General features: G+C 66.6%; 18 protein-coding genes. 10 read left to right on the top strand and 8 right to left on the bottom strand.

The features are described 5' to 3' along the window. Positions 1-70 precede the first annotated feature (70 nt). The 3 genes from AUL30_RS18475 (at position 71) to AUL30_RS18485 (ending at position 2,824) form a co-directional block, all read left to right on the top strand. On the top strand, positions 71-1,471 hold the full coding sequence (locus AUL30_RS18475; protein ID WP_062229420.1) for a TrkH family potassium uptake protein: 1,401 nt from the start codon (positions 71-73) through the stop codon (positions 1,469-1,471). After that, positions 1,471-2,265 carry a glycosyltransferase family 25 protein gene (locus tag AUL30_RS18480; RefSeq protein WP_062229374.1) on the top strand — a complete coding sequence of 265 codons (795 nt, stop codon included), beginning with the start codon at positions 1,471-1,473 and terminating at the stop codon, positions 2,263-2,265. The genes AUL30_RS18475 and AUL30_RS18480 overlap by 1 nt, the downstream gene beginning before the upstream one ends. An 82-nt stretch (positions 2,266-2,347) precedes the next feature. Next, positions 2,348-2,824, top strand: coding sequence for a hypothetical protein (locus AUL30_RS18485; protein WP_157070311.1), 477 nt, complete (start codon positions 2,348-2,350; stop codon positions 2,822-2,824). 34 nt (positions 2,825-2,858) lie between these two features. On the opposite strand, the gene AUL30_RS18490 is transcribed toward AUL30_RS18485, so the two are convergent. The 6 genes from AUL30_RS18490 to aceA form a co-directional block, all read right to left on the bottom strand. Beyond that, entirely contained in the window at positions 2,859-5,447 is a 2,589-nt protein-coding gene (locus tag AUL30_RS18490) for an HWE histidine kinase domain-containing protein (RefSeq protein WP_062229376.1), read from the bottom strand. Then, complete coding sequence (locus AUL30_RS20180) at positions 5,444-6,058, bottom strand: biliverdin-producing heme oxygenase (RefSeq protein WP_062229377.1); 615 nt, start codon at positions 6,056-6,058, stop codon at positions 5,444-5,446. The genes AUL30_RS18490 and AUL30_RS20180 overlap by 4 nt, the downstream gene beginning before the upstream one ends. Positions 6,059-6,093: 35 nt before the next feature. Next, positions 6,094-7,386, bottom strand: coding sequence for an NAD(P)/FAD-dependent oxidoreductase (locus tag AUL30_RS18500; RefSeq protein ID WP_062229378.1), 1,293 nt, complete (start codon positions 7,384-7,386; stop codon positions 6,094-6,096). Continuing rightward, positions 7,379-8,902 carry a glutamine synthetase family protein gene (locus AUL30_RS18505; RefSeq protein ID WP_083508072.1) on the bottom strand — a complete coding sequence of 508 codons (1,524 nt, stop codon included), beginning with the start codon at positions 8,900-8,902 and terminating at the stop codon, positions 7,379-7,381. The genes AUL30_RS18500 and AUL30_RS18505 overlap by 8 nt, the downstream gene beginning before the upstream one ends. 102 nt (positions 8,903-9,004) lie before the next feature. Next, positions 9,005-9,262: an SMc00767 family acetate metabolism repressor gene (locus AUL30_RS18510; protein WP_244490893.1), complete on the bottom strand. Its 258-nt coding sequence runs from the start codon at positions 9,260-9,262 to the stop codon at positions 9,005-9,007. Between the two features lie 40 nt (positions 9,263-9,302). Then, positions 9,303-10,589 carry an isocitrate lyase gene (aceA, locus tag AUL30_RS18515; protein WP_062229379.1) on the bottom strand — a complete coding sequence of 429 codons (1,287 nt, stop codon included), beginning with the start codon at positions 10,587-10,589 and terminating at the stop codon, positions 9,303-9,305. 197 nt (positions 10,590-10,786) lie between these two features. Here aceA and AUL30_RS18520 point away from each other — a divergent pair, with 197 nt between their 5' ends. The 7 genes from AUL30_RS18520 to AUL30_RS18550 all read left to right on the top strand — a co-directional run bounded on the left by AUL30_RS18520 (position 10,787) and on the right by AUL30_RS18550 (position 17,685). Next, positions 10,787-12,205 (top strand): helix-turn-helix domain-containing protein, encoded by a 1,419-nt coding sequence (locus AUL30_RS18520; RefSeq protein ID WP_062229380.1) that lies wholly within the window; start codon positions 10,787-10,789, stop codon positions 12,203-12,205. 67 nt (positions 12,206-12,272) lie between these two features. Continuing rightward, entirely contained in the window at positions 12,273-13,013 is a 741-nt protein-coding gene (locus tag AUL30_RS18525; protein WP_192843089.1) for an aspartyl/asparaginyl beta-hydroxylase domain-containing protein, read from the top strand. Then, a complete protein-coding gene (locus AUL30_RS18530) occupies positions 13,010-13,507 on the top strand; it encodes a GNAT family N-acetyltransferase (protein ID WP_062229382.1) in 498 nt (165 codons plus the stop codon). The genes AUL30_RS18525 and AUL30_RS18530 overlap by 4 nt, the downstream gene beginning before the upstream one ends. An 83-nt stretch (positions 13,508-13,590) precedes the next feature. Further along, the gene (locus AUL30_RS18535) at positions 13,591-14,679 is read left to right on the top strand and encodes a polyamine ABC transporter substrate-binding protein (protein ID WP_062229423.1); all 1,089 of its coding nucleotides are present in this window, start codon (positions 13,591-13,593) and stop codon (positions 14,677-14,679) included. Positions 14,680-14,760: 81 nt separating this feature from the next. Continuing rightward, positions 14,761-15,900: an ABC transporter ATP-binding protein gene (locus AUL30_RS18540; protein ID WP_062229424.1), complete on the top strand. Its 1,140-nt coding sequence runs from the start codon at positions 14,761-14,763 to the stop codon at positions 15,898-15,900. A gap of 13 nt (positions 15,901-15,913) precedes the next feature. Continuing rightward, complete coding sequence (locus AUL30_RS18545) at positions 15,914-16,849, top strand: ABC transporter permease subunit (protein WP_083508074.1); 936 nt, start codon at positions 15,914-15,916, stop codon at positions 16,847-16,849. Continuing rightward, positions 16,846-17,685, top strand: a complete 840-nt coding sequence (locus AUL30_RS18550; RefSeq protein ID WP_062229383.1) for an ABC transporter permease — start codon at positions 16,846-16,848, stop codon at positions 17,683-17,685. The genes AUL30_RS18545 and AUL30_RS18550 overlap by 4 nt, the downstream gene beginning before the upstream one ends. 4 nt (positions 17,686-17,689) lie before the next feature. Here the strand turns inward: AUL30_RS18550 and AUL30_RS18555 are convergent, their stop codons facing one another. Then, on the bottom strand, positions 17,690-18,787 hold the full coding sequence (locus tag AUL30_RS18555) for a hypothetical protein (protein ID WP_062229384.1): 1,098 nt from the start codon (positions 18,785-18,787) through the stop codon (positions 17,690-17,692). Between the two features lie 42 nt (positions 18,788-18,829). Further along, entirely contained in the window at positions 18,830-20,707 is a 1,878-nt protein-coding gene (locus tag AUL30_RS18560; RefSeq protein WP_062229385.1) for an AsmA family protein, read from the bottom strand. Between the last annotated feature and the right edge of the window lie 14 nt (positions 20,708-20,721).

Genomic DNA, 20,721 nt, shown 5'->3' on the forward strand with positions numbered 1-20,721 from the left:
GTCTGCCGGCAGGGGAAACAACGCAATTTTCAGAACCGTTTCCCACGTGTCGTCCATTTTCGGGCTGGCGCTGGCCGGCGCCATGCTCCTGCCCGCTCTCCTGGACTTTGCCGACGGCAATGACGACTACCGCGTCTTCCTGGGCTCCGCGGCGCTGATCGGCTCGGTCTGCAGCCTGGTGGCCGTGGCGACGCGCGGCCAGCGCATCCAGCCGACGCCCGAGCTCGGCTTCGTCCTCGTCACGGGCGTCTGGCTCGTCTCCTGCGTGGTGGCGGCCGTGCCGCTCTATCTCGCCTCGATCGGCCTCAGCGTTGCGGATGCCATGTTCGAATCCGTCTCCGGCCTGACCACCACCGGCGCCACGGTGATCGTCGGGCTGGATGCGCTGCCGCGCGGCATTCTCCTGTGGCGCGCGCTGCTGAACTGGCTCGGCGGCATCGGCATCATCGGCATGGTGCTTTTGATCCTGCCGTCCCTGCGCGTGGGTGGCCTGTCCCTGTTCCATCTGGAAAGTTCCGACCGGTCGGACAAGATGCTGCCGCGTGTGCAGCAGCTCGCCAGCGGCATCATCTCGATCTATCTGGTGCTGACGGTCGCCTGTGCCGTGGCCTACGGCGCCTTCGGCATGGATGATTTCGACGCCGTCGCGCATGCCATGGCCACGGTGGCCACCGGCGGTTTCTCCACCCACGATGCGAGCCTCGGCTATTTCGACAGCGACGGAATCCTGCTCGTCGCCACCGTCTTCATGCTGCTCGGGGCCTTGCCCTTCGTGCTCTATATCCGCTTCTTCCTGCCGCGCCAGTTCCAGCGCTGGCAGGATCCGCAGGTTGCGCTCTTTCTCTGGATCACCGTCATCTGCACGGTCATCCTCATCACCATGCGCCTGTGGCACAACGACGTCGGGCCCTGGGATGCCTTCGTATCCTCGGCCTTTAACTTCGTGTCGATCATCACCACGACGGGCTTTGCCTCCGAGGACTTCACCGGCTGGTCGCATGCGGCGGTGGGCATCTTCTTCATCGCCATGTTCATCGGCGGCTGCGCGGGATCGACATCGGGCGGCATCAAGGTCAACCGCATCCTCATTCTGTGGAGCGTTGTCCAGGCAGGCTTCGGCAAGCTGCTGCGGCCCCGCTCCATCCAGCCGCTGCGCTACGGGCACCGCGACATTTCGGCCGATGGGGTGCAGAGCGTCACCATCTTCATCTCGCTCTTCTTCGCGCTCCTGATGATCGGCACCGGCGCCCTCGCTACGCTGGGCCTCGACTTCGTCACCGCTTTCTCCGGCGCTCTGACGGCACTGGCCAACACCGGTCCGGGCTTCGGCGACATTATCGGGCCGGCCGGCAATTTCGCCGCTATCGACGATCATGCTCTCTGGGTTCTGGTCTTCCTGATGCTGGTCGGCCGGCTGGAGATCGTCACCGTGCTCATTCTCCTGTCGCCGGCATTCTGGAGGGGGCGCTGATGCGCTGTCTGCTCATCAATCTCGACCATGCGCCGGAACGCAGGGCCCGCATGCAGGACCGCGCCGCGGCCCTCGGCCTGTCCCTGGAGCGCCTGCCAGCGGTTGCGGCCGCCGATATTTCCGCCGAAGAGATGGAGGGGCTCGGCCGCAGTTGGGAGCGGCCGCTCAGCGCGCCGGAGCTCGGCTGCTTCCTGTCCCATTACCGCGCCTGGGACATGGTCGCCCGCGGCGAGGCGCCGATGCTCATCCTGGAGGATGACGTCATCCTGTCGCCGCGCGTGACGGCGGTGCTGGACCGGGCGGCCGGGCTCGACGGGGTCGACCTTCTCAACCTCGAGGATTTCGGCAAGCGCCGTTTCCTGCGGCGCGGCGGCCGGATCAGTCTTGGCGACGGGATCGACGCGGTTCCGCTGGTGCGCGACAAGGCCGGCTCGGCGGCCTACATCCTGTGGCCGCATGGGGCCCGCAAGCTCCTGGCGCGTGCGCAGCGGGGGGGCGCGCCGGCCGATGCCTTCCTGCATGCCGAAACGGGGCTTGCCAGCATGATCTGCGAGCCGGCCATGGCGATTCAGGAACATGTGATGGCCGCGCGGAACGGGCAGGCCGGCACCGTCGCATCCTCGGTGCAGGCGGCGCGCACGCGCCTGCCGCTGCGTCTGGCGACGATCCCCTTCCACCTGCGGCGCGCGCGCACGCAGCTCCGCCTTGCCCCCAAGCATATCGGCCGGCTCGGACCCTATGTCTATCGGAAGGTCGCCTTCGACACGACCTCACTCTCGGAGTCGCAGCGATAGACAAAGTGACCGCGCCCACCCTCTGCCGACATGGCCGGAAGGCGTATGTTGCACCCGAACGTAAACGAGGGGAGTTCAGCGCGTGGGCAAGCGTGGGTCGACGATCGGCAGGGGAATGGCGGTGGCGCTCGTCGCCTTCATCCCGGCGGGCTGTACCCAATCGGCCATGCCGCAGCCCTTCGATGCGGCCAGCGCGCTGCAGACTTACGACTATTCCCGGCTGACGCCGTTCCCGCGCAAGGACAAGAAGCCGCAGCTCGGCACGCCCTACCAGCCGGGCGAAGGCGATGTCGCGGCCATCCTGGCAAAAGTCGGATCGAACTGGTCCGATCCGCAATCGGCGCGGATCGTCCGGCTTCAGGCGCGCAGCCGACCCTCCGGCGCCGTGGAACTCTGCGGCCTGGCCCAGTCCAAGAACCAGACGGGCACCGATGCGCGGATGGTGCTGTTTGGCGGATATCTGACCCACGCGCCGGATGGCAGTGCCTATTACTCCGAGCTGCAGGCCGACAACATGTTCGACCGGGCGCAGTTCTGCCGCTCGCGCGGGCTGACCTGATCCTTTAGGCAAGCCCGTCGTCACGCCGGCGGCGTCAGGAACGGTCCTTCAACACGTTGCGCAGCGCGGCGATCAGCTCGTCGGAGGCGAAGGGCTTCTTGATCGCCGTTGTCCCGGCGGCTTCCGCCGGCAATTCCACCTTTTCGCCGTAGCCCGTCACGAAGACATAGGGCACGCCGCGTGCATTGAGCGGCTTGACCAGCGGGAAGGACGTCTCCGGCCCGAGATTGACGTCGAGCAGGGCCACGTCGATCGTCTCTTCCTCGATGATGCGCTCGGCATCGGCAACGCTCGCCGCCGTGAAGACGGTGCGCATGCCGTTGTCCAGCATGAGCTGTTCGGCATCGAGCGAGATGATCATATTGTCTTCCACGATCAGGCCGGACAGCCCGTCCAGGCTGAGTGCGGGTGCGTCGGTCATGGTATTGGCAGCCTCCCCGGCGCGGCCGGTCTGTTGGATGGTAGCGCCATCCGGTTCGTGACGGAACGTGTTGGGCGGGAGTATGAATTCGGCGACGAGCCCGCCCAGCCGGTAATCGAGCTTCGCCTCGCCGCCCAGATCGTGCGGGATGGACCGTTCGATAATGGTCGAGCCAAAGCCGCGCCGTGTCGGCGCCTGAACCGCCGGGCCGCCGCTTTCGCGCCAGACGATGTGGCAGCTCCCATGATCGTCCACCATGGTGGAAACTGCCACGCTCCCGCGGGAATCCGACAGGGCGCCGTATTTGGCCGAGTTGGTGACGAGCTCGTGGAACACCAGCGCCAGCGTGGAGAAGGCGGAGGCCTCCACCACCAGCCGCGGCCCGGACACGTCCACGCGCGAGGCCTTGTTGCCGATATAGGCCGACACTTCGGTGTGCACGATGCTGCCGAGCGAAACCGGCTGGAAACTGTCGGTCGTGATCTGGTCATGCGCGCGCGCCAGGGCCTGCACTCGGCCGGAGATGATCCGGGCGAAATCCTCTACCGACTTGGCGCCGGGCTTGGACTGCGCCACGATGGCGCGGATCAGGCTCAATATGTTGCGAACGCGGTGGTTCAGCTCGGCGATGAGCAGTTCCTGGCGCTGCGTCGCAAGACCTTGCTGGCGCTCGGTTTCCTCGTTGAAGCGCAGGAGGATTTCGAGGATCGAGACGCGCAGCGCCTCGGCGGCCTTCAGATCGCGTTCCGACCAGGGCTCGGACCGGCCATAGACCGTCTGCTTCCAGGCGTCGAAACTCTTGCGCGGCGTCAGCCGCGCACCATGCGGGCCGATCTGCTTTTCCTTGGTCGCGGGATCGCCGGCCCAGGTGACCGTCTGGACGATCTCCTGGCGGAAGAAGAGCATGTAGTCGCGCGGGGCGCGTGAGATGGGGATGGCAAGGACCCCCGCGGCTTCGTCCACATAGGCTTCGGCCGGCGGATGCACAGCGCTCAAGTTGTCCGCGGCGTAGATGCGGCTGGCACCGGCGCGGTTGAGGAACCGGGCCAGCTGGCGGATCTCATCCGTGCCGGGGCAGCGCCCGGATGCTTTGGCCTCGCCCTTGGCCCAGACCACGAACCCGTCGCAGGCGATGATGCCGCGCAGCTCTTCGCCGAAATCGGCCATGGCATCGGCGGAGGGCATGGACGCCACGATCTTGGAGATGAAACGGTCGTGGAGTTCCCGCGCGGCTTCCTCGGCCAGGCGCCGCTCCTTGTTGAGCCGCCCCTCGATCGTCAGGGACACCATCTGCGCAAAGAGCTCGACGGCGGCGCGCAGTTCCATGCCGAGTACGCGGGGCTGGTAGTGATGGAGCGCGAAAAGACCCCACAGCTTGCCATCGATGATGACGGACACCGACATGGAGGCGCCGACGCCCATATTGCGTAAGTATTCCAGATGAATGGGCGACACCGAACGCAGGCCAGCAAGCGACAGGTCCAGCGGCTTGCCCGAAGGATCGAGCAGCGGCAGGACGGGAACGCCAGGGGCATCGATGTCGGCGATCACCCGGATCGGGTTGCGCAGGTACAGGGTGCGCGCCTGCGCCGGAATATCGGATGCCGGATAATGAAGATCCAGGAAGGAGCCGATGCCCGTCCGGGCCGCTTCGGCCACGACATGTCCCGAATTGTCGGCCGAGAAACGGTAGAGCATGACCCGGTCGAAGCCGGTGACGGCCCTCAGCTGCCGCACGCATTCCCGGTGCAGATTGGCCAGCGTCTCCGCCTTCTGGACCCGGGTGATCATGGTCTTGATCAAGGCACCGGGATTTCCCGTCTCCGCCGCGCGCGGCTCGACCTCGATGACGATGGACTGGCCGGAAATGTGAAGGCTCACGTCGAAGCGGCGATCATCCTCGAAGATGTCGACGTTGAAGATGCGCTCGGGTGTATCCGGGGATGCCAGCAGCTGCAGGCGCCCGCGCAGCATGTGAATGGTGCCCTGCGGCAGCAGGGCCTCCACCGGTTCACCCAGAAGCGCGTCCACGCTCTGTCCGGCATAGTCGGCAATGTTGGCCGAGACCCTCTGGATCAGCCAGTCCGTCGAAACGCACAGGAGGAAGCCGATAGGCTGGATGGACCCGAGAAACTGGATCGGCTCCCGGTCGCAATTGGTCAGGTCCACCACGAAGTCGACCGCGCTGGTGTCAGGGCTCAAGCTGTCTCCGTCACCTTGTCCGCGGGCTGGCCGGTCAGCTGGCGCAGCGTTTCGAAATAGCCGAAGGTCGCACGCGCCGCTTCGATGCACAGCGCCTGATCGTCCGGCGAAAAGTCCAGATCCACCATGCGCGTCGCCAGGGTCGTGAAATGGCGACCCTCTCCTGACTTGGCAAGGTAGGCGAAGCTGTCCTGCGGCCAATGGTCCATGATGGCGTGCCGGATCATTTCGCGGTGAATGTAGACGGCGCCGAGGCGCGAGCCTTCCAGAACATAGGCCACGCCCACGCTTTGGGGCAGTGCGGATGCGCCCGGTAAAAAGCGTGGCCGGCAAACGATCTCCAGTCCCATATGCTCCATGTCGCTGCGCAGATCGTCGAGCCGGCTCCAGCTCGGCCATTCCGGCAGCCAGGCAATGAGCGGCCCATCGGCAAGCCAGGTTTCGACGGCTTCGTGCGCCGCGTGGTTCATGCGGATGAAGTGATGGTAGACGGCACGGTCGCGCGGGGGGAGCAGCGCGGCAAAGGAGCGGTCGAGCCCATCATGTTCCTCCCGTGTCCCCTCTCTCAGAAGAAAGCGGAGCGAGGATCTGTCGGGTGCGGGTTTCGACATGGGCCACCTTTGCGTCAAGCCATAGGCGCCGCCTATCACAAACGATCGCGAAGGGAAAACCAGCTCATGGCAAGAAATAACAACGGGTTGCGGAATCGACGCCCGCCCGGGAACGCTGGAACGCGCAAGTCGCGGTAGGCAAGCAGGCGATCCTCGCCGCCGCAAACCGCTTGTGCATAGAGCCGCCCGAAATAGTTGGACAGCATTACCCCGTGGCCCGAGAAGCCGCCGAGCACGGTCAGGCCCGGTTGGGGCACGGCCACATAGGGCATGCGCGTCATGGTGATCCCCACCGAACCGCCCCAGGCATGGGTTACTCCGGTGGCGGCCAGGTGCGGATAGATCTCCGCGATCTGGCGCAGGATCGGGCCGGCTATGTCGCCGTCGCCGCTCATATAGGCTTCGCGCCCGCCGAAGAGCAGCCTGCCATCCGCGCTCTTGCGGAAATAGCGCACCACGAAGCGGGAGTCGTCGACCGCCTCGCCGCCGGGCAGGACCGATTGCGGATCGTCGAGGGGCTGGGTCGCGACCATGTAGGAACGGATCGGCATGATATGCGCGGCTGCCGCCGCGTCGAGCGTGCCGCCATGGGCATTGGTGGCCATCAGCACGCGGGAAGCGGTGACGATGCCGTGGGGCGTATCCAGCGCAAAGCCCGATCCGGTCCGGCGGATGCGGTCGACGTGCGTATCCTCGTGGAGCCGTGCGCCGGCAGCCTGCGCGGCGCGGGCGGTGCCGATGAGCAGCTTCAGCGGGTTCAGATGGTAGGTTCCGGCATCGCGCAGCCCGCCATGATAGGCGGTGGAGCCAAGCAGCGGCGCAAGGCCTGACGGCGCATGCCAGGAAAGGTGCGGATAGTCGTAAGCCTCGGCCATCCGGTCGGCATGCCGCCGGTAGTCATCGGCGAAGCGACGGCGATGAATGACGGAAAGTTGTCCTGCGGCGATGTCCGCTTCGATTGCGTGCTCGGCCGCAAAATCCAGGACGTGCTGCTTGGCCTCCTGCGCCAGCGCAAAGAGGAGGCGGCTGCGCTCAAGGCCGATCTGCGGCTCGATCTCTTCGGGCCAGAGCCGGTTGCCGGTCCCGAACTGTCCGCCATTGCGGCCGGAGGCGCCATCGCCCAGGCGGTGCGCCTCCAGAAGAATGGTGGAGACGCCGGCGCGCGCCAGGTGGACGGCGGCCGACAGGCCCGTGAAGCCGCCACCGATAATGGCCACATCCGCCGATGCGTCGCCCTGAAGGGGCGGGTGGCGCGGGCGGGCCGCGACCGAGTCCTCGTAATAGGAACGTCCGGGCGAAATGGGGGACTGGTAGGGGCGCTCAGACATTGAGGAGGAGGAATTCCCGCTCCCAGGGGCTGATCACCTGCATGAAGGTTTCGAACTCGCCCCGCTTGATGCCGGCATAGGTTCCGAGGAACTCCCGGCCGAGCACCTCCTGGAACGAGTCCTCCGCCTCGAAGGCGGCGACGGCTTCCAGGAGCCCACGCGGCAGGGAGATGATCCCGTCTTCATTGACGGTCCGGTCGGTCGGCTGGTCCGGCTCGATCTCCTGCGTCAGGCCGAGATAGCCGCAGGCCAGCGAAGCGGCGAGCGCCAGATAGGGGTTGGCGTCGGAGGAGGGGAGCCTGTTTTCGACCCGGCGCGCCGCGGGCTCGGAGGTCGGCACCCGGAAGGCCGTGGTGCGGTTATCGTAGCCCCAGGCATTGTTGGTCGGCGCGCTCATGCCGTGGGTCAGGCGCCGGTAGGAGTTCACATAGGGCGCCATCATGACCAGCGCCGCTGGCACGTAGCGCTGCATGCCGCCGATGAAATTGAAGAAGTGGCGCGAGGGGGCGCCATCGGCGTCGGAAAAAATGTTGCGTCCCGAACCGCGATCCACCACCGACTGGTGGATATGCATGGCCGAGCCGGGTTGCCCCTGGATCGGCTTGGCCATGAAGGTCGCGTAGATATCGTGCTTCATGGCCGCTTCGCGGATCGTGCGCTTGAACATGAAGACCTGATCGGCCAGTTCCACCGGATGGCCGTGCCGCAGGTTGATCTCGAGCTGCGCGGCGCCGTCCTCGTGGATGAGCGTGTCGATCTCCAGCCCCTGCCGGTCGGAGAAATGGTAGATATCGTCGATCAGCTCGTCGAACTCGTTGATCCCGCTGATCGAGTAGGCCTGCCCGCTCTGGATCTGCCGGCCGGACTTGCCGATGGGCGGGGTCAGCGGATAGTCCGGATCGACATTGCGCGACACGAGGTAGAACTCGATCTCCGGCGCCACGATGGGCTGCCAGCCACGCTCCTCATACAGGGCGACGACCCGCTTCAGGACGTTGCGGGGCGAGTAGCCGACATCCTTGCCGTTGACGTCCACCAGATCGCAGATGATGGCGGCCGTCGGATCGCTCTCCCAGGGGACTTCGGCGATGGTGGTGAAGTCGGGAACGAGCTTCAGGTCCCCGTCGATGGGGGAATAGCGGAACTGGCCCGTCTCCTCCGGATACTCCCCGGAAATCGTATGCATGAAGAGGGCGGAGGGCAGCGCGAGCGAGGTGTTGCCGGTGAATTTGTTGGCCGGCATCATCTTGCCGCGGGCAACGCCGGCAAGGTCCGGCGTAATGCATTCGACATCCTCGATCTGCCGTTCGGCCAGCCAGGCCCGGGCCTCGTCCATGTTGGCGACGCCGCGGCGGGAGTCGAGGAAGGTGGGGCGCCGGCGCGTCGGGGTTGCAAAGCCCGAAACGCTGCGCCCGCTTTCTCCGCGCTGCAGCCCGGCCGTGCTTCGCACGCCGCTGGACCGGATCCGGGAAGGCGTTCCCGCCTCCGACTTGGGTGGTTTGGGACGTTTGGCCATGCAGCCCTTCGCTGGAGAATTCTCTCGTGGCGCGGATGATAGCCATGGCCGCATGCAACCGGCAACAGGCGGGGAACGCCATGCTGCCGGTTGGGGCGGGTTTTAGCGCTCCGTGCGCAGGATCACCGGCACGAGAAGGTCACCCCAGCAGCCATTGCCGGAATGGTGGCGGGACGAGCGGACGAGCTCGACCGAGAGCCCTTCCTCGACCGCCTTCATGACGGCCTGGTTCAGGCGGTGCAGATCGTTGGCAAGGCTGCGGATCGCCGCCTGCTGCTGCGCGCCCAAATCGGCACTCTGTTCCTCCGCCCGTTCGCGGACGCGGGTGCGGGGGCGCTTGTCTTCCATGACGAGGCTCATTGTCGCTTTCTCCTGTGGATGGGCTCGTGTGCCTGCCGCATCATTCCGCCGCGGGGCGGAACTGCGCGCTTTCGGTGGATTCGCTCATGGCGGTGGTGGAGGACTGGCCACCCGTGATGGCCAGGCTGACGGCATCGAAGTAGCCGGTGCCCACCTCGCGCTGGTGCTTGGTCGCGGTATAGCCGCGCCCTTCCGCCGCGAACTCGGCTTCCTGCAGCTCGCAATAGGCTTCCATCTGCCGGTCGCGATAGCCGCGTGCCAGTTCGAACATGCCGAAATTGAGCTGGTGGAAACCCGCCAGCGTGATGAACTGGAAGCGGTAGCCCATGGCGCCGAGTTCCCGCTGGAAGCGTGCGATGGTCGCATCGTCGAGGTTCTTGCGCCAGTTGAAGGAGGGCGAGCAATTATAGGCCAGCATCTGGTCCGGATGCTCGCGCCGCACCGCTTCGGCAAAGCGCCGCGCCTGTTCCAGATCGGGCTTGGACGTTTCGCACCAGATCAGATCGGCGTGCGGCGCGTAGGCGATGGCCCGCGCGATGCAGGGCTCCAGCCCGTTGCGCACCCGGTAGAAGCCTTCCGCCGTCCGCCCGGCATTGTAATCGACGAAGGGCTTGTCACGCTCGTCGATGTCGGACGTGATCAGCTTGGCCGCCTCGGCATCCGTGCGGGCGATGACGAGCGTCGGCACGCCCATCACGTCGGCCGCCAGCCGCGCGGCCGTCAGGTTGCGAATATGTGCAGAGGTGGGAATCAGCACCTTGCCGCCCAGATGGCCGCACTTCTTTTCGGAGGCCAGCTGATCCTCGAAATGAACGCCGGCCGCGCCGGCCTCGATGAAGGCTTTCATGATCTCGAAGGCGTTGAGCGGACCGCCGAAGCCGGCCTCGGCATCCGCGACGATGGGCGCGAACCAGGTTTCGACGCTCTCGCTGCCTTCCGCATGCTCGATCTGATCGGCCCGCTGCAGCGTCCGGTTGATCCGCCGGCACAATTCCGGGGCGGCGTTGGCGGGATAGAGCGACTGGTCCGGATACATGGCCGAGGCCGTGTTCGCATCGGCCGCCACCTGCCAGCCGGACAGATAGATCGCCTTCAGCCCCGCCCGCACCATCTGCATGGCCTGGTTGCCGGTCATCGCTCCGAGCGCGTTGACGAAAGCCTCCCGGTGCAGAAGCTCCCAAAGGCGGTTCGCCCCGTTCTCGGCCAGCGTGTAGCGGATCTGGAGCGATCCCCTCAACCGCTGCACGTCATCGGCGCCGTAGCTGCGGTGGGTCCGGTCGAACCGCCCCTTGGGTGCGCCTGGGACGAGCTTGTAAAAATCGGTCATGACTGCGTTTCTCCCGTTCCGGCCCGGACGTCGCGATGCCGTGCCGTCGAGGGCAGTTGTGACAAGTTGTGCGCCCGGACCCAAGGGAGCGGGCGCGGTTTGAGGCCTGGAAACGTGTCGCGATGTGCGCCTTTTGACAGGGCCGGACTGTCGTGCTGTAAATCCTGTAAAGGCGTCGGGTCGGGAGGGGCGGCGACATGGGGCAGAACAAACTGTTTGCCGGGCCGCGCCTGCGCCGGCTGCGCGCCGGCCTGAAGCTGACCCAATCGGCCATGGCGGCGGCGCTCGGCATATCCCCGTCCTATCTCAACCTTCTGGAACGCAACCAGCGCCCGCTGACGGTCCAGATCCTTTTGCGCCTTGCCGAGGTCTACGATGTGGACCTCTCGGTCCTGCGGGCTCAGTCGGGTGATGGCTTGCAGGCCGGGCTGAAGCAGGCTTTCGCCGATCCGCTGCTGGCCAGTGAACTGCCGGGTCCGCAGGAACTGGTCGACCTTGCGGAGACCACGCCCAACGCGGCCGCCGGGATCATCAAGCTCTATCGCGCCTACAAGGAGACCGAGGCCCGGCTGTCCGACCTGTCGGTCCTCCTGGCCGGCCAGGGCAAGGTGCTCGATGCCGCCGGCTCGCGCCTGCCCCTCGACGAAGTGCGCGAACTCTTCGAGGATCGCGCGCATTACTTCCCCCGCGTGGATGCCGAGGCCGAGGCGCTTGCCGGGCGCATCGCCCTGGGGGACGACGCTTATGGCGTGCTGCGCGGCCATCTGCGCCAGGCGCACGACATTTCGGTGCGGCTGCTTCCGCCAGATGCCATGCCGCTCTGGCGCCGCCGCTTCGACCGGCATTCGCGGCGCCTGTTCCTGTCGGAGCGCCTGTCGGCCGCCGACCGGCTGCGCGAGGTCGCCGTGGAGGTGGCCGGCCTTGCCCTGTCGGATGCGATCCATGCGGAGGTGGCGAGCCTGCCGCTGGCCAGCGACGAGGCACGGCGCCTCGCGATGCTGGAGGTGACGCGCTATGCCGGCCGGGCGCTGACCATGCCCTATGGGGCCTTTCAGGCGGCGGCCGAGCGCGTCGGCTACGATGTCGACCTTCTGGCAGCGCGCTTCCAGACGGGTTTTGCCGACGTTGCCGGCCGGCTGACCAGCCTGGTGCGGCAGGCTGCGCCCGGCGTGCCCTTCTTCATGATGGAGGTGGACGCGGCGGGCAACCGGCTGCAACGGGCCGGGGCGCAGGGTTTTCCGCTTCGCCGGTTCGGGGGCGGCTGCGTCAAGCTGGCCGTCCACGCAGCCTTTGCCGAGCCCGGCCGGCTCATCGTGGAGGATGTCGTCCTCCCGGACGGGACGGCCTATGTGACGATCGCACGAACGCTGGACGGCCTGCAGACCGGCGCGCGCGAGCGGGTCCGGCGCACGGCGATCCTCCTTGCCTGCGACGTCGCATTCCGCCACAAACTCAACTATGCCGGTCCGGGCCCGGCGAGCGATCCGGTGGCGATCGGGCCGGCTTGCCGCCTGTGCGAGCGTCCCGCCTGCCTGTCCCGGGCCGAACCGCCCTTGACCCGGCCGCTCGGCCTCGATGCCTGGGTCGGCGGCCTGTCCGCCTTCGACTTCCAGTAAGGAGCATGATGTGAGTACGACGCAGGATAAGGGCCAGAAGGCCAAGACCGCCGGCCTGGAAGATACGATGAGCCGCAACGGCGTCATGGCGCGGGCCGTGCAGCGCATGGTGGACGGCGCGGAGGCCTGGAACCTCAACTATTCGGCCGTCGGCAACCCGCCGGTTTACGACAATTCGGTCTTCCCCTGGGCCGCCGATGTCGAGGCGGAATGGAAGACCATCCGCACGGAGCTTGACCGGATCCTGGTGCGCAAGGGCGAGCTGCCCGCCTTTCACGAAATATCGTCGGAGGTGCGCTCCATTTCCTCCGACAGCAACTGGAAGACCTTCTTCCTGTGCGGCTACGGCATCCGCTCGGAAGAGGCGATCCGCCAGTGCCCGGAAACCTGGCGCATCCTGCAGAAGATCCCCGGCCTGAAGTCGGCCATGTTCTCCATCTTCGAACCCGGCAAGCACCTGCCGCCGCATCGCGGGCCCTATAATGGCGTCCTGCGCTTCCATCTCGGCCTGATCGTGCCGGACCAGCCGGACAAGGTCGGCATCCGGGTCGCCGACCGGCTGTGCCATTGGGAAGAGGGCAAGGCGCTGATCTTCGACGACGCCTTCGAGCACGAAGCCTGGAATCACTCGGACGCGGTGCGTGTGGTGCTCTTCGTGGATTTCGAGAAGCCCTTGAAGTTTCCGGCCAGGCTGACCAACAAGGCCGTCCTGAACATGGCGGTCTTCACCCCGTTCATCCGCGAGGGCTACAAGGCGCACAAGGCCTGGGAGAAGATCTTCTACGGCTCCGGGCAGAAGCATCGATGAGCGGCCGCTGGCGCGCCATGGTGGCGGCCGACCTGCCGGCCGTCCACGCTTTGTCGGAGCGAATCCATCCCGAGCTGCCCGAAGGACCGGAAATCTTCGCCAACCGGCTGGCCGTCTATCCGGCGGGCTGCCTGGTCCTGGACGCGGAGGGCACCATCGCGGGCTATGCCGTCTCGCATCCGATCCGGCGGGATGCGCCGCCGCCGCTCGCCACGCTCCTGCCGGCGATCGCGCCGGATGCCGATACCTTCTACATCCACGACCTTGTCGTGGCGCCGGAGCGGCGTGGCCGGGGCGAGGCAGCGCTGGGCGTGCGCCAACTGCTCCTTCTGGCAGAGGCGTATCCGCAGGCCACGCTCATCTCCGTCTACGGGACCGGCGGCTTCTGGGGGCGGTTCGGCTTCGATGTCGTGGCCCAGGACCGCATGCGGGACAAGCTCGCCCCCTATGGGCCGGATGCCGTCTACATGATACGCAATACGAAGGTCCGATGAAATTTTGCGCAGGGGCTACCATTCCCTAGCGCTCTCGGAAATAGTTTGCCTAAAGGCCATTCCCACCGTGGAGAACCGTGATCTTGTCCAAACGCCGCCTCCTCGCCCTGACCGCCCTCCTGGCTCTGACCACGCAGGCCGCAGCCCAGGAACAGCGCCTCAACATCTATAACTGGTCGGATTATATCGACCCGTCCATCATCGAGGACTTCACGCGCGAGACCGGTATCCGCGTCACCTACGACACCTATGATTCGAACGAGATCCTGGAAACCCGCATGCTGGCGGGCGGCAGCGGATACGATATCGTGGTGCCGTCCGCCGAGTATCTGGCGCGCCAGATCCAGGCCGGCGTCTTCCAGAAGCTGGACCGGTCCAAGCTGCCCAACATCACCAACATGTGGCCGCTGATCCAGGAACGCGTCGCGGCCTTCGATCCCGACAATGCCTACAGCGTCAACTACATGTGGGGAACGACGGGCATCGGCTACAACACGGCCAAGGTGGCCGAACTCCTGCCCGATGCCCCGACCGACAGCTGGGCCCTGGTCTTCGATCCGCAATATGCGCAGAAGCTGGCCGGCTGCGGCATCGACATGCTGGACTCGCCCGGGGAGATCATTCCGGCGGCGTTGAACTATCTGGGCGTCGATCCCGACGCCGCGACGCAGGAGGATATCCAGAAGGCGACCGACCTGTTGCTCAAGGTCCGGCCCTATATCCGCAAGTTCCACTCGTCGGAATACATCAACGCCCTCGCCAATGGCGATATCTGCGTGGCCGTCGGCTTTTCGGGCGATATCTTCCAGGCGCGCGACCGCGCCGAGGAAGCGGGCGCCGGCGTCGAGATCGCCTATTCCATCCCGAAGGAAGGCGCCATGATGTGGTTCGACCAGATGGCGATTCCCGCCGATGCACCGCATGTGGACGCCGCCCACACCTTCATCAACTACATGATGCGGCCGGAGGTCATCGCCAAGGCGACCGACTATGTCGTCTATGCCAATGGCAACCTCGCATCGCAGGATCTGATCGATCCGGAGATCCACAACGATCCCGGCGTCTATCCCGATGCCGCCACGCTCGAGAAGCTGTACATCAAGCTCCCCTACGACGCGCGCGCCCAGCGCATGGTGACCCGCGCCTTCACCACCGTGCGCACCGGGCAGTAAGCGCCCGCAACTCTCTGGACTGCCGGGGCGGCGCACCGCCCCGGTCATGCATTCGCATAGGGGATGGGTATGGCGACCACGCTGAAATCACTCGGCAACATCCGGCGCAACTTCGATCCATGGAACGATCCGAGCGCCCGGCCGCTCATCGAGTTCGACCATGTCGTCAAGACCTTCGGCGATTTCAACGCCGTCGACGATCTGTCGCTCGATATCTACACGCGGGAGTTCTTCGCGCTTCTCGGCCCCTCGGGATGCGGCAAGTCCACGCTGCTGCGCATGCTGGCCGGCTTCGAGGCGCCGACATCGGGCGATATCCGGCTCGGCGGGCAGAGCCTGACGGGCGTCCCGCCCTATCGGCGTCCGCTCAACATGATGTTCCAGTCCTATGCGCTGTTCCCGCATATGAGCGTGGAAAGCAACATCGCCTTCGGCCTGAAGCAGGACGGCATGGCGCGCTCCGAAATAAGCGACCGCGTTGCGGAGATGCTCAAGCTCGTCAAGCTGACCCCTTACGCCAAGCGCAAGCCGCAGCAGCTTTCCGGGGGCCAGCAGCAGCGCGTGGCGCTGGCGCGCTCGCTGGCCAAGAAGCCGAAGGTGCTCCTGCTCGACGAGCCGCTCGGCGCGCTCGACAAGAAGCTGCGCGAGGAAACCCAGTTCGAGCTGATGGACCTGCAGCAGGAGCTCGGCCTGACCTTCGTGATCGTGACGCATGATCAGGAGGAGGCCATGACCATGTCGGATCGGATCGCCGTCATGCGCGCCGGGCGGATCGAACAGGTCGCCACGCCGGCGATTCTGTACGAGGCCCCGACATCGCGCTACGTGGCCGACTTCATCGGCAATGTGTCGATCCTGGAGGGCACGGTGGAGGACAGTTCCAGCGACAGGCTGCGCCTGGCCGCCGAGGGCACGACCATCACCGTCGACAACGCGCCGACGCTGGCCAAAGGCGATGCGGCGGCCTTCGCGATCCGCCCGGAAAAGATCCAGCTCAGCCGCCGGCCATCGGACCTGCCGGGTATGAATGTCGTCAAAGGCACGGTGTGGGACATCGCCTATCTCGGCGACGTCACGCTCTTCAACGTCAAGCTCGACAGCGGGACGATCGTGCGGGCGACGGTCATCAACGCGCAGCGCGTCGCGCCCGAACAGATCGGCTGGGACGAGGAGGTTCACTTGAGCTTCCCGCCCGATGCCGGCCTGATCCTGGCGCGCTAGGGGGGCGGCGACGATGAGCGACAAGCCCGTGGACCGCCCCGCTCCGCCAGCCTCACGTGGTGCCGGGCGCCTGTTCCGCGCCGGGGTCATCGGCATTCCCTATGTCTGGCTCCTGGCGCTGTTCCTCGTCCCCTTCCTGATCGTCTTCAAGATTTCCCTGTCGGAAACGGCAATCGCGCAGCCGCCCTATCTGCCGGTTCTCGATCTGTCCGGCATTGCGGCGCTATGGGATGGCCTCCGCCAGCTATCCTTCGACAATTACGCCTGGCTGGCGGGCGATCCGCTCTACATCAACGCCTATCTGTCCAGCCTGCGCATCGCCCTGGTTTCCACGCTCCTGACGCTCGCGGTCGGCTATCCATTGGCCTACGGCATGGCGCGTGCGCCGGCAGGCATCCGGCCCGCCCTCCTGATGCTGATCATCCTGCCCTTCTGGACGAGCTTCCTGATCCGCGTCTATGCCTGGATCGGCATCCTGCGGGGGGAGGGGTACCTCAACCAGTTCCTGCTCTGGATGGGGCTGATCGACCAGCCGCTGGCCATCCTGAACACCGAGACCGCCGTCTATATCGGCATCGTCTATTCCTACCTTCCCTTCATGGTGCTGCCGATCTATGCGGGCCTGGAGCGCATGGACCACAGGCTTGTCGAGGCGGCCAACGATCTCGGCTGCACGCCGCTCGGCGCCTTCTGGAAGATCACCTTCCCCCTGTCCCTGCCGGGCGTGATCGCCGGCTGTTTCCTGGTCTTCATTCCGGCCGTGGGCGAGTTCGTCATCCCCGACCTTCTCGGCGGCTCGCAGACGCTGATGATCGGCAAGGTCCTGTGGGACGAATTCTTCATCAACCGCGACTGGCCGGTGGCATCCGCCGTGGCCGTGCTGCTTCTGATCCTCCTGGTGGTGCCGATCATGATCTTCCAGCGGGTCCAGGCAAGGAATGTGGGATGAGCGGTCGTCTGTCCTCCTTCAACATCGTCTCGCTGGTGCTCGGCTTTTCGTTCCTGTACCTGCCGATCGTCCTTCTTGTGATCTATTCCTTCAACGCCTCGCAGCTCGTGACCGTCTGGGGCGGTTTTTCGCTGCGCTGGTACGCGGCGCTGGCGGGCAACCGCATGTTCCTGGACGCGGCCTTCGTCACGCTGCGCGTCGGGATCATCTCGGCCAGTCTCGCCACCATTCTGGGGACGCTCGCCGCCATGGCGCTGGCGCGTTACGGCCGCTTCCGCGGCCGCACGCTGTTTTCCGGCATGGCGGCCGCGCCGCTTGTCATGCCGGAGGTCATCACAGGCCTGTCGCTTCTCCTGCTCTTCGTCGCCATCAATTTCGACCGCGGTTTCTGGACCGTGACGCTGGCCCACACGACATTCTCCATGTGCTTCGTGGCCGTCGTGGTCCAATCGCGTCTCGTCACCTTCGACCGCTCGCTGGAAGAGGCCGCGCAGGATCTCGGCTGCCCGCCGCTCAAGGCGTTCCTTCTGGTGACGCTGCCCGTCATCTGGCCGGCGGTTCTGTCCGGCTGGATGCTCGCCTTCACCCTGTCGCTGGACGATCTGGTCATCGCGAGCTTCACCTCGGGCCCCGGGGCGACGACGCTGCCCATGCGCATCTACAGCCAGGTGCGGCTCGGCGTCACGCCGGAGATCAACGCCATTTCCACCATTCTCATCGCTGTGGTGGCGACGGGCGTGCTCGTGGCCTCGATCACCCTCAAGCGGCAGGAAGCCCGCCGCCTGCGCGATGAGAGACTGGCACAGGAGGCCGAACGGCAGGCCCTGGCCGCTTAAGGGGTCAACGTGCGCAGGCGCAGGCCCTGGCATGGGCCGCCTCGATGGACGACATGGTCTCTTCCAGGGCCGAGGCCACCGGATCCATCCCGCCGTCGCGGGCGGCCAGAAGCACGTCCAGCGCTTCGATATCGGCCAGCGCGGCGCGCAGGGCAGGCGCGGCCAGAGGGTCGGTCAGCCCGGCCTGCGGCCCTGCCAGGGACGGCGCGACGATGCTGATATAGTGCGACGCGCCCCAGCCGGGCATGGCGGCCGCGACGGAGCGCGGCATGGTTACGACATGGCCCCGGCGGGCCGCGAAGACCAGCCGGCGGGCAGCGCGTTCCACGGCGGCGCGGCTGTCCAGATGGATGGTGTCGGGCTGTGGTGCAAAGACCGTCGCGTCGTTCATCGTTTCGGACGGGCGGTAGGCGACACGCGTGAGCATGCCGGCATCGCCCTGTTCCTCCATCACCTGCCCGTCGATATCCGGCAGTGACCGCGGCCCTGCCAGGAGCGTGCCCGGCCGATCCTGCGGCGCAAAGCGCGGCGCAGGGACCGGGCGCAGCGCCGCCAGCGTGGCGGCCATCTCCTCCTCCACGACCTGCGTCAACGTGGCGATGGCGGCATCCAGCCGGCTGTCGGAAACGGCCAGGCGGCCGGCTTCCGCGCGCAGCGTCCCCAGATAGTTGGTCAGGCCGGCGCAGAGATAGGGCGTCGGCTTCTGGCCGAGATAGTCCGCCAGATCGGTGCGGACCCGCTCGGCCACCCAGCGATTGGCCGCGGATGCGGGCAGGGAGCGCGAGCCGCCGCTCATAGCCAGTTGCGCAGCCAGGCGGCGTGCGCGGCCAACCTCCGCCCCCGCATTGCCGGCGGGCGCCGGCATGGCGAGGCCCCCGGCCGACACGCTCTCTAGGCGCGCGGCGCGGCCGAGTTCGGCGCGGATGTCCAGCGCCTCGAGTGTCTTGAAGGTTCCATCGCGGATACTGGCCAGTTCGGCAGGGTAGGTGCTGCCGCAGGGTTCCCCCGCCAGGGCCGGACCCGCTGCCAGAAGGCCCGCGGCCATGGCGGCGAGCCTGGCCGTGCGAAGGATTTTGGACCGCTTCTTGCCGCTGTGCGCCATCTGACTGCCACCCGCTACCGGGGGTCGTCGAGGCCCCCGTGACTACATGGGCTTCGCGCGCGGGGTCACCGTAACACCGAGCTCGGGCCATTCACCCTTAAGGTTAAACTCAAGGGGTTTCGATGAGGTGAATACGCCATCGTCATCGAGCGAGGCTTCGGCATTTGCGGGCTTAAAGACACCGTCGAGCGAAACGACCGACTCGCCGAGCGAGACGAGGCCGCTCACGTCGATGGACCCCTGGTCGGTATCGAGAACCATATCCTCGATCCGCAGGAAGGTGCTGTAGCTCGACAGATTGGCGCGCAGCCGCGTGAAGGCCATCGCCTCCTGTTCGGCGGACAGTTCGAAACTGCCCTGGCCTTGCGCTTCGAGCTGCGCCGGCGTCGGCAGCCCGGCCAGCGTGCCGGAGGCGATGTCGACCTTGGCGGTGATCCGGTTGCCCCGGGCGATCTGCCCCCAGCTTCCGACGGGCATGTCCAACTGGCCGGTGATGGTGGCCGTGCCGGTCAGACGTGCGTCCGGGGCCGAGAAGCGATCGGCAAGCTGCCCTGCATTGACGGCCTGCAGCGCGTAGGTGCCCGTCAGCTGCGGTGTGGCTGCGTTGGTGTCGACGGTGAAGCGGGCCTGTCCGCGCCCGCCCAGAAGCGTCGTATCGCCAATGTCGAGAATGGCCAGCCCGCCGGAAAACTTCATGGTCGCGGCCAGATCGCTCATCGGAACGCCGGCCAGGCGCGTCTGGCCGGCCGACAGGCGCAAATCCAGATCGAAGCCGCGCACGAAGCCCAGCGGAATGCGGCGCTGCAGGTCGAGAAGGTTGCGCGGCACGGGCGCGATCACCGTTCCGAATTGGTCGAAATCGAACTGCTCGAAGGCAAGGGTGCCCGACAGCATGGGCGGCGCACCGTCGGTAAGCGCAAGTTCGAGTGCGCCCTGGCCACGCATGTCCCCGAGGCGCAGCGCCGAGCGGTTCAGGAAGGCCCGGTCGTCCGCCAGGCGGACATCGGTTTCCAGCCGGACGGCGCCGAAATCGGGAAGCTGGATCGCGCTTTCGCCGAGCCAGCGGTTGAGCCGGGCGACGGAGGGCGTCTCCACTTCCAGCCGCCCTTCCAGCACCGGCGGTGTCCCGGCCGCGCCGGTCCCGTCGAAAGCCAGGCTCATTGGCGCGGCCTCGACCTCGATCCGGATGCTGCTGTCGCGCCCGGCCAGGAACTCGGTCGGGCGGCTCAGGCTCGCATCGATGCGCGTCGGCTGGCCGTTCCAGACGAAGCTGCCCTCGAGCGTGGCCGGATCGGCTTGCCGGTCCCAGGCAAAATCGACATTGATGCTGCTGATGGCGGCCGCGCCCGGCGAAGGCCGGTAGAGCCCGTCACGGATTTCGACACGCCGCACGCCCTGAAAGCGGCGCAAGGCGCCCTGCATGGCCCGGCCTGCCACATGGGCCGGCCCCTCATCGGCCATGGGCGTATCGCGCGGCTGCGGCTGCGGCGAGGGGGTGGATGGCGGTGCCGCATCCTGCGCCTGTGCCGGAAACTCCGGTCGAACCAGCGTCAGGCGCGCAATGTCGGTCCGCCCGAACAGCCCGTCGATGAGATCGAGCTGGGCGAAGGCATGGGCAATGTGCAATGCCTCCGCTTCGCCCGGCCGCCCGAGGCTGAGATTGGACAGTTGGATGACCGGCCGCGGCAGCAGCCGGAAGCTCGCCTCGCCATGCACCGTGACCGGCCGGCCGGCCAGTTCGCTCAGCCGTTCCTCAAGATCGGCGCGGGCGCGGTCGAGGTTGAGCGGCAGGCTGGAATTGGCCAGGATCGCAAAGCCGGCCAAGGCAAGTCCGATGACAATAGCCAGGCCGACGATCCAGGGGCGGCGGCGTGTCCCGGCCGTGTTCGGCGCGTCGGCTGGGATCGGGGCAGGCGGCAATCGCGGTCTCGTCG

It is taken from the genome of Aureimonas frigidaquae, assembly GCF_001463905.1.
In the GTDB taxonomy this organism is placed as follows: Bacteria; Pseudomonadota; Alphaproteobacteria; order Rhizobiales; family Rhizobiaceae; genus Aureimonas; species Aureimonas frigidaquae.

Coding starts and splice junctions, on each gene's coding strand:
- AUL30_RS18480 (WP_062229374.1), top strand. CDS start 1,471: ATGCGCTGTCTGCTCATCAATCTCGACCATGCGCCGGAACGCAGGGCC.
- AUL30_RS20180 (WP_062229377.1), bottom strand. CDS start 6,058: ATGTCGAAACCCGCACCCGACAGATCCTCGCTCCGCTTTCTTCTGAGA.
- AUL30_RS18500 (WP_062229378.1), bottom strand. CDS start 7,386: ATGTCTGAGCGCCCCTACCAGTCCCCCATTTCGCCCGGACGTTCCTAT.
- AUL30_RS18505 (WP_083508072.1), bottom strand. CDS start 8,902: ATGGCCAAACGTCCCAAACCACCCAAGTCGGAGGCGGGAACGCCTTCC.
- AUL30_RS18510 (WP_244490893.1), bottom strand. CDS start 9,262: ATGAGCCTCGTCATGGAAGACAAGCGCCCCCGCACCCGCGTCCGCGAA.
- aceA (WP_062229379.1), bottom strand. CDS start 10,589: ATGACCGATTTTTACAAGCTCGTCCCAGGCGCACCCAAGGGGCGGTTC.
- AUL30_RS18520 (WP_062229380.1), top strand. CDS start 10,787: ATGGGGCAGAACAAACTGTTTGCCGGGCCGCGCCTGCGCCGGCTGCGC.
- AUL30_RS18525 (WP_192843089.1), top strand. CDS start 12,273: ATGAGCCGCAACGGCGTCATGGCGCGGGCCGTGCAGCGCATGGTGGAC.
- AUL30_RS18530 (WP_062229382.1), top strand. CDS start 13,010: ATGAGCGGCCGCTGGCGCGCCATGGTGGCGGCCGACCTGCCGGCCGTC.
- AUL30_RS18545 (WP_083508074.1), top strand. CDS start 15,914: ATGAGCGACAAGCCCGTGGACCGCCCCGCTCCGCCAGCCTCACGTGGT.
- AUL30_RS18550 (WP_062229383.1), top strand. CDS start 16,846: ATGAGCGGTCGTCTGTCCTCCTTCAACATCGTCTCGCTGGTGCTCGGC.
- AUL30_RS18555 (WP_062229384.1), bottom strand. CDS start 18,787: ATGGCGCACAGCGGCAAGAAGCGGTCCAAAATCCTTCGCACGGCCAGG.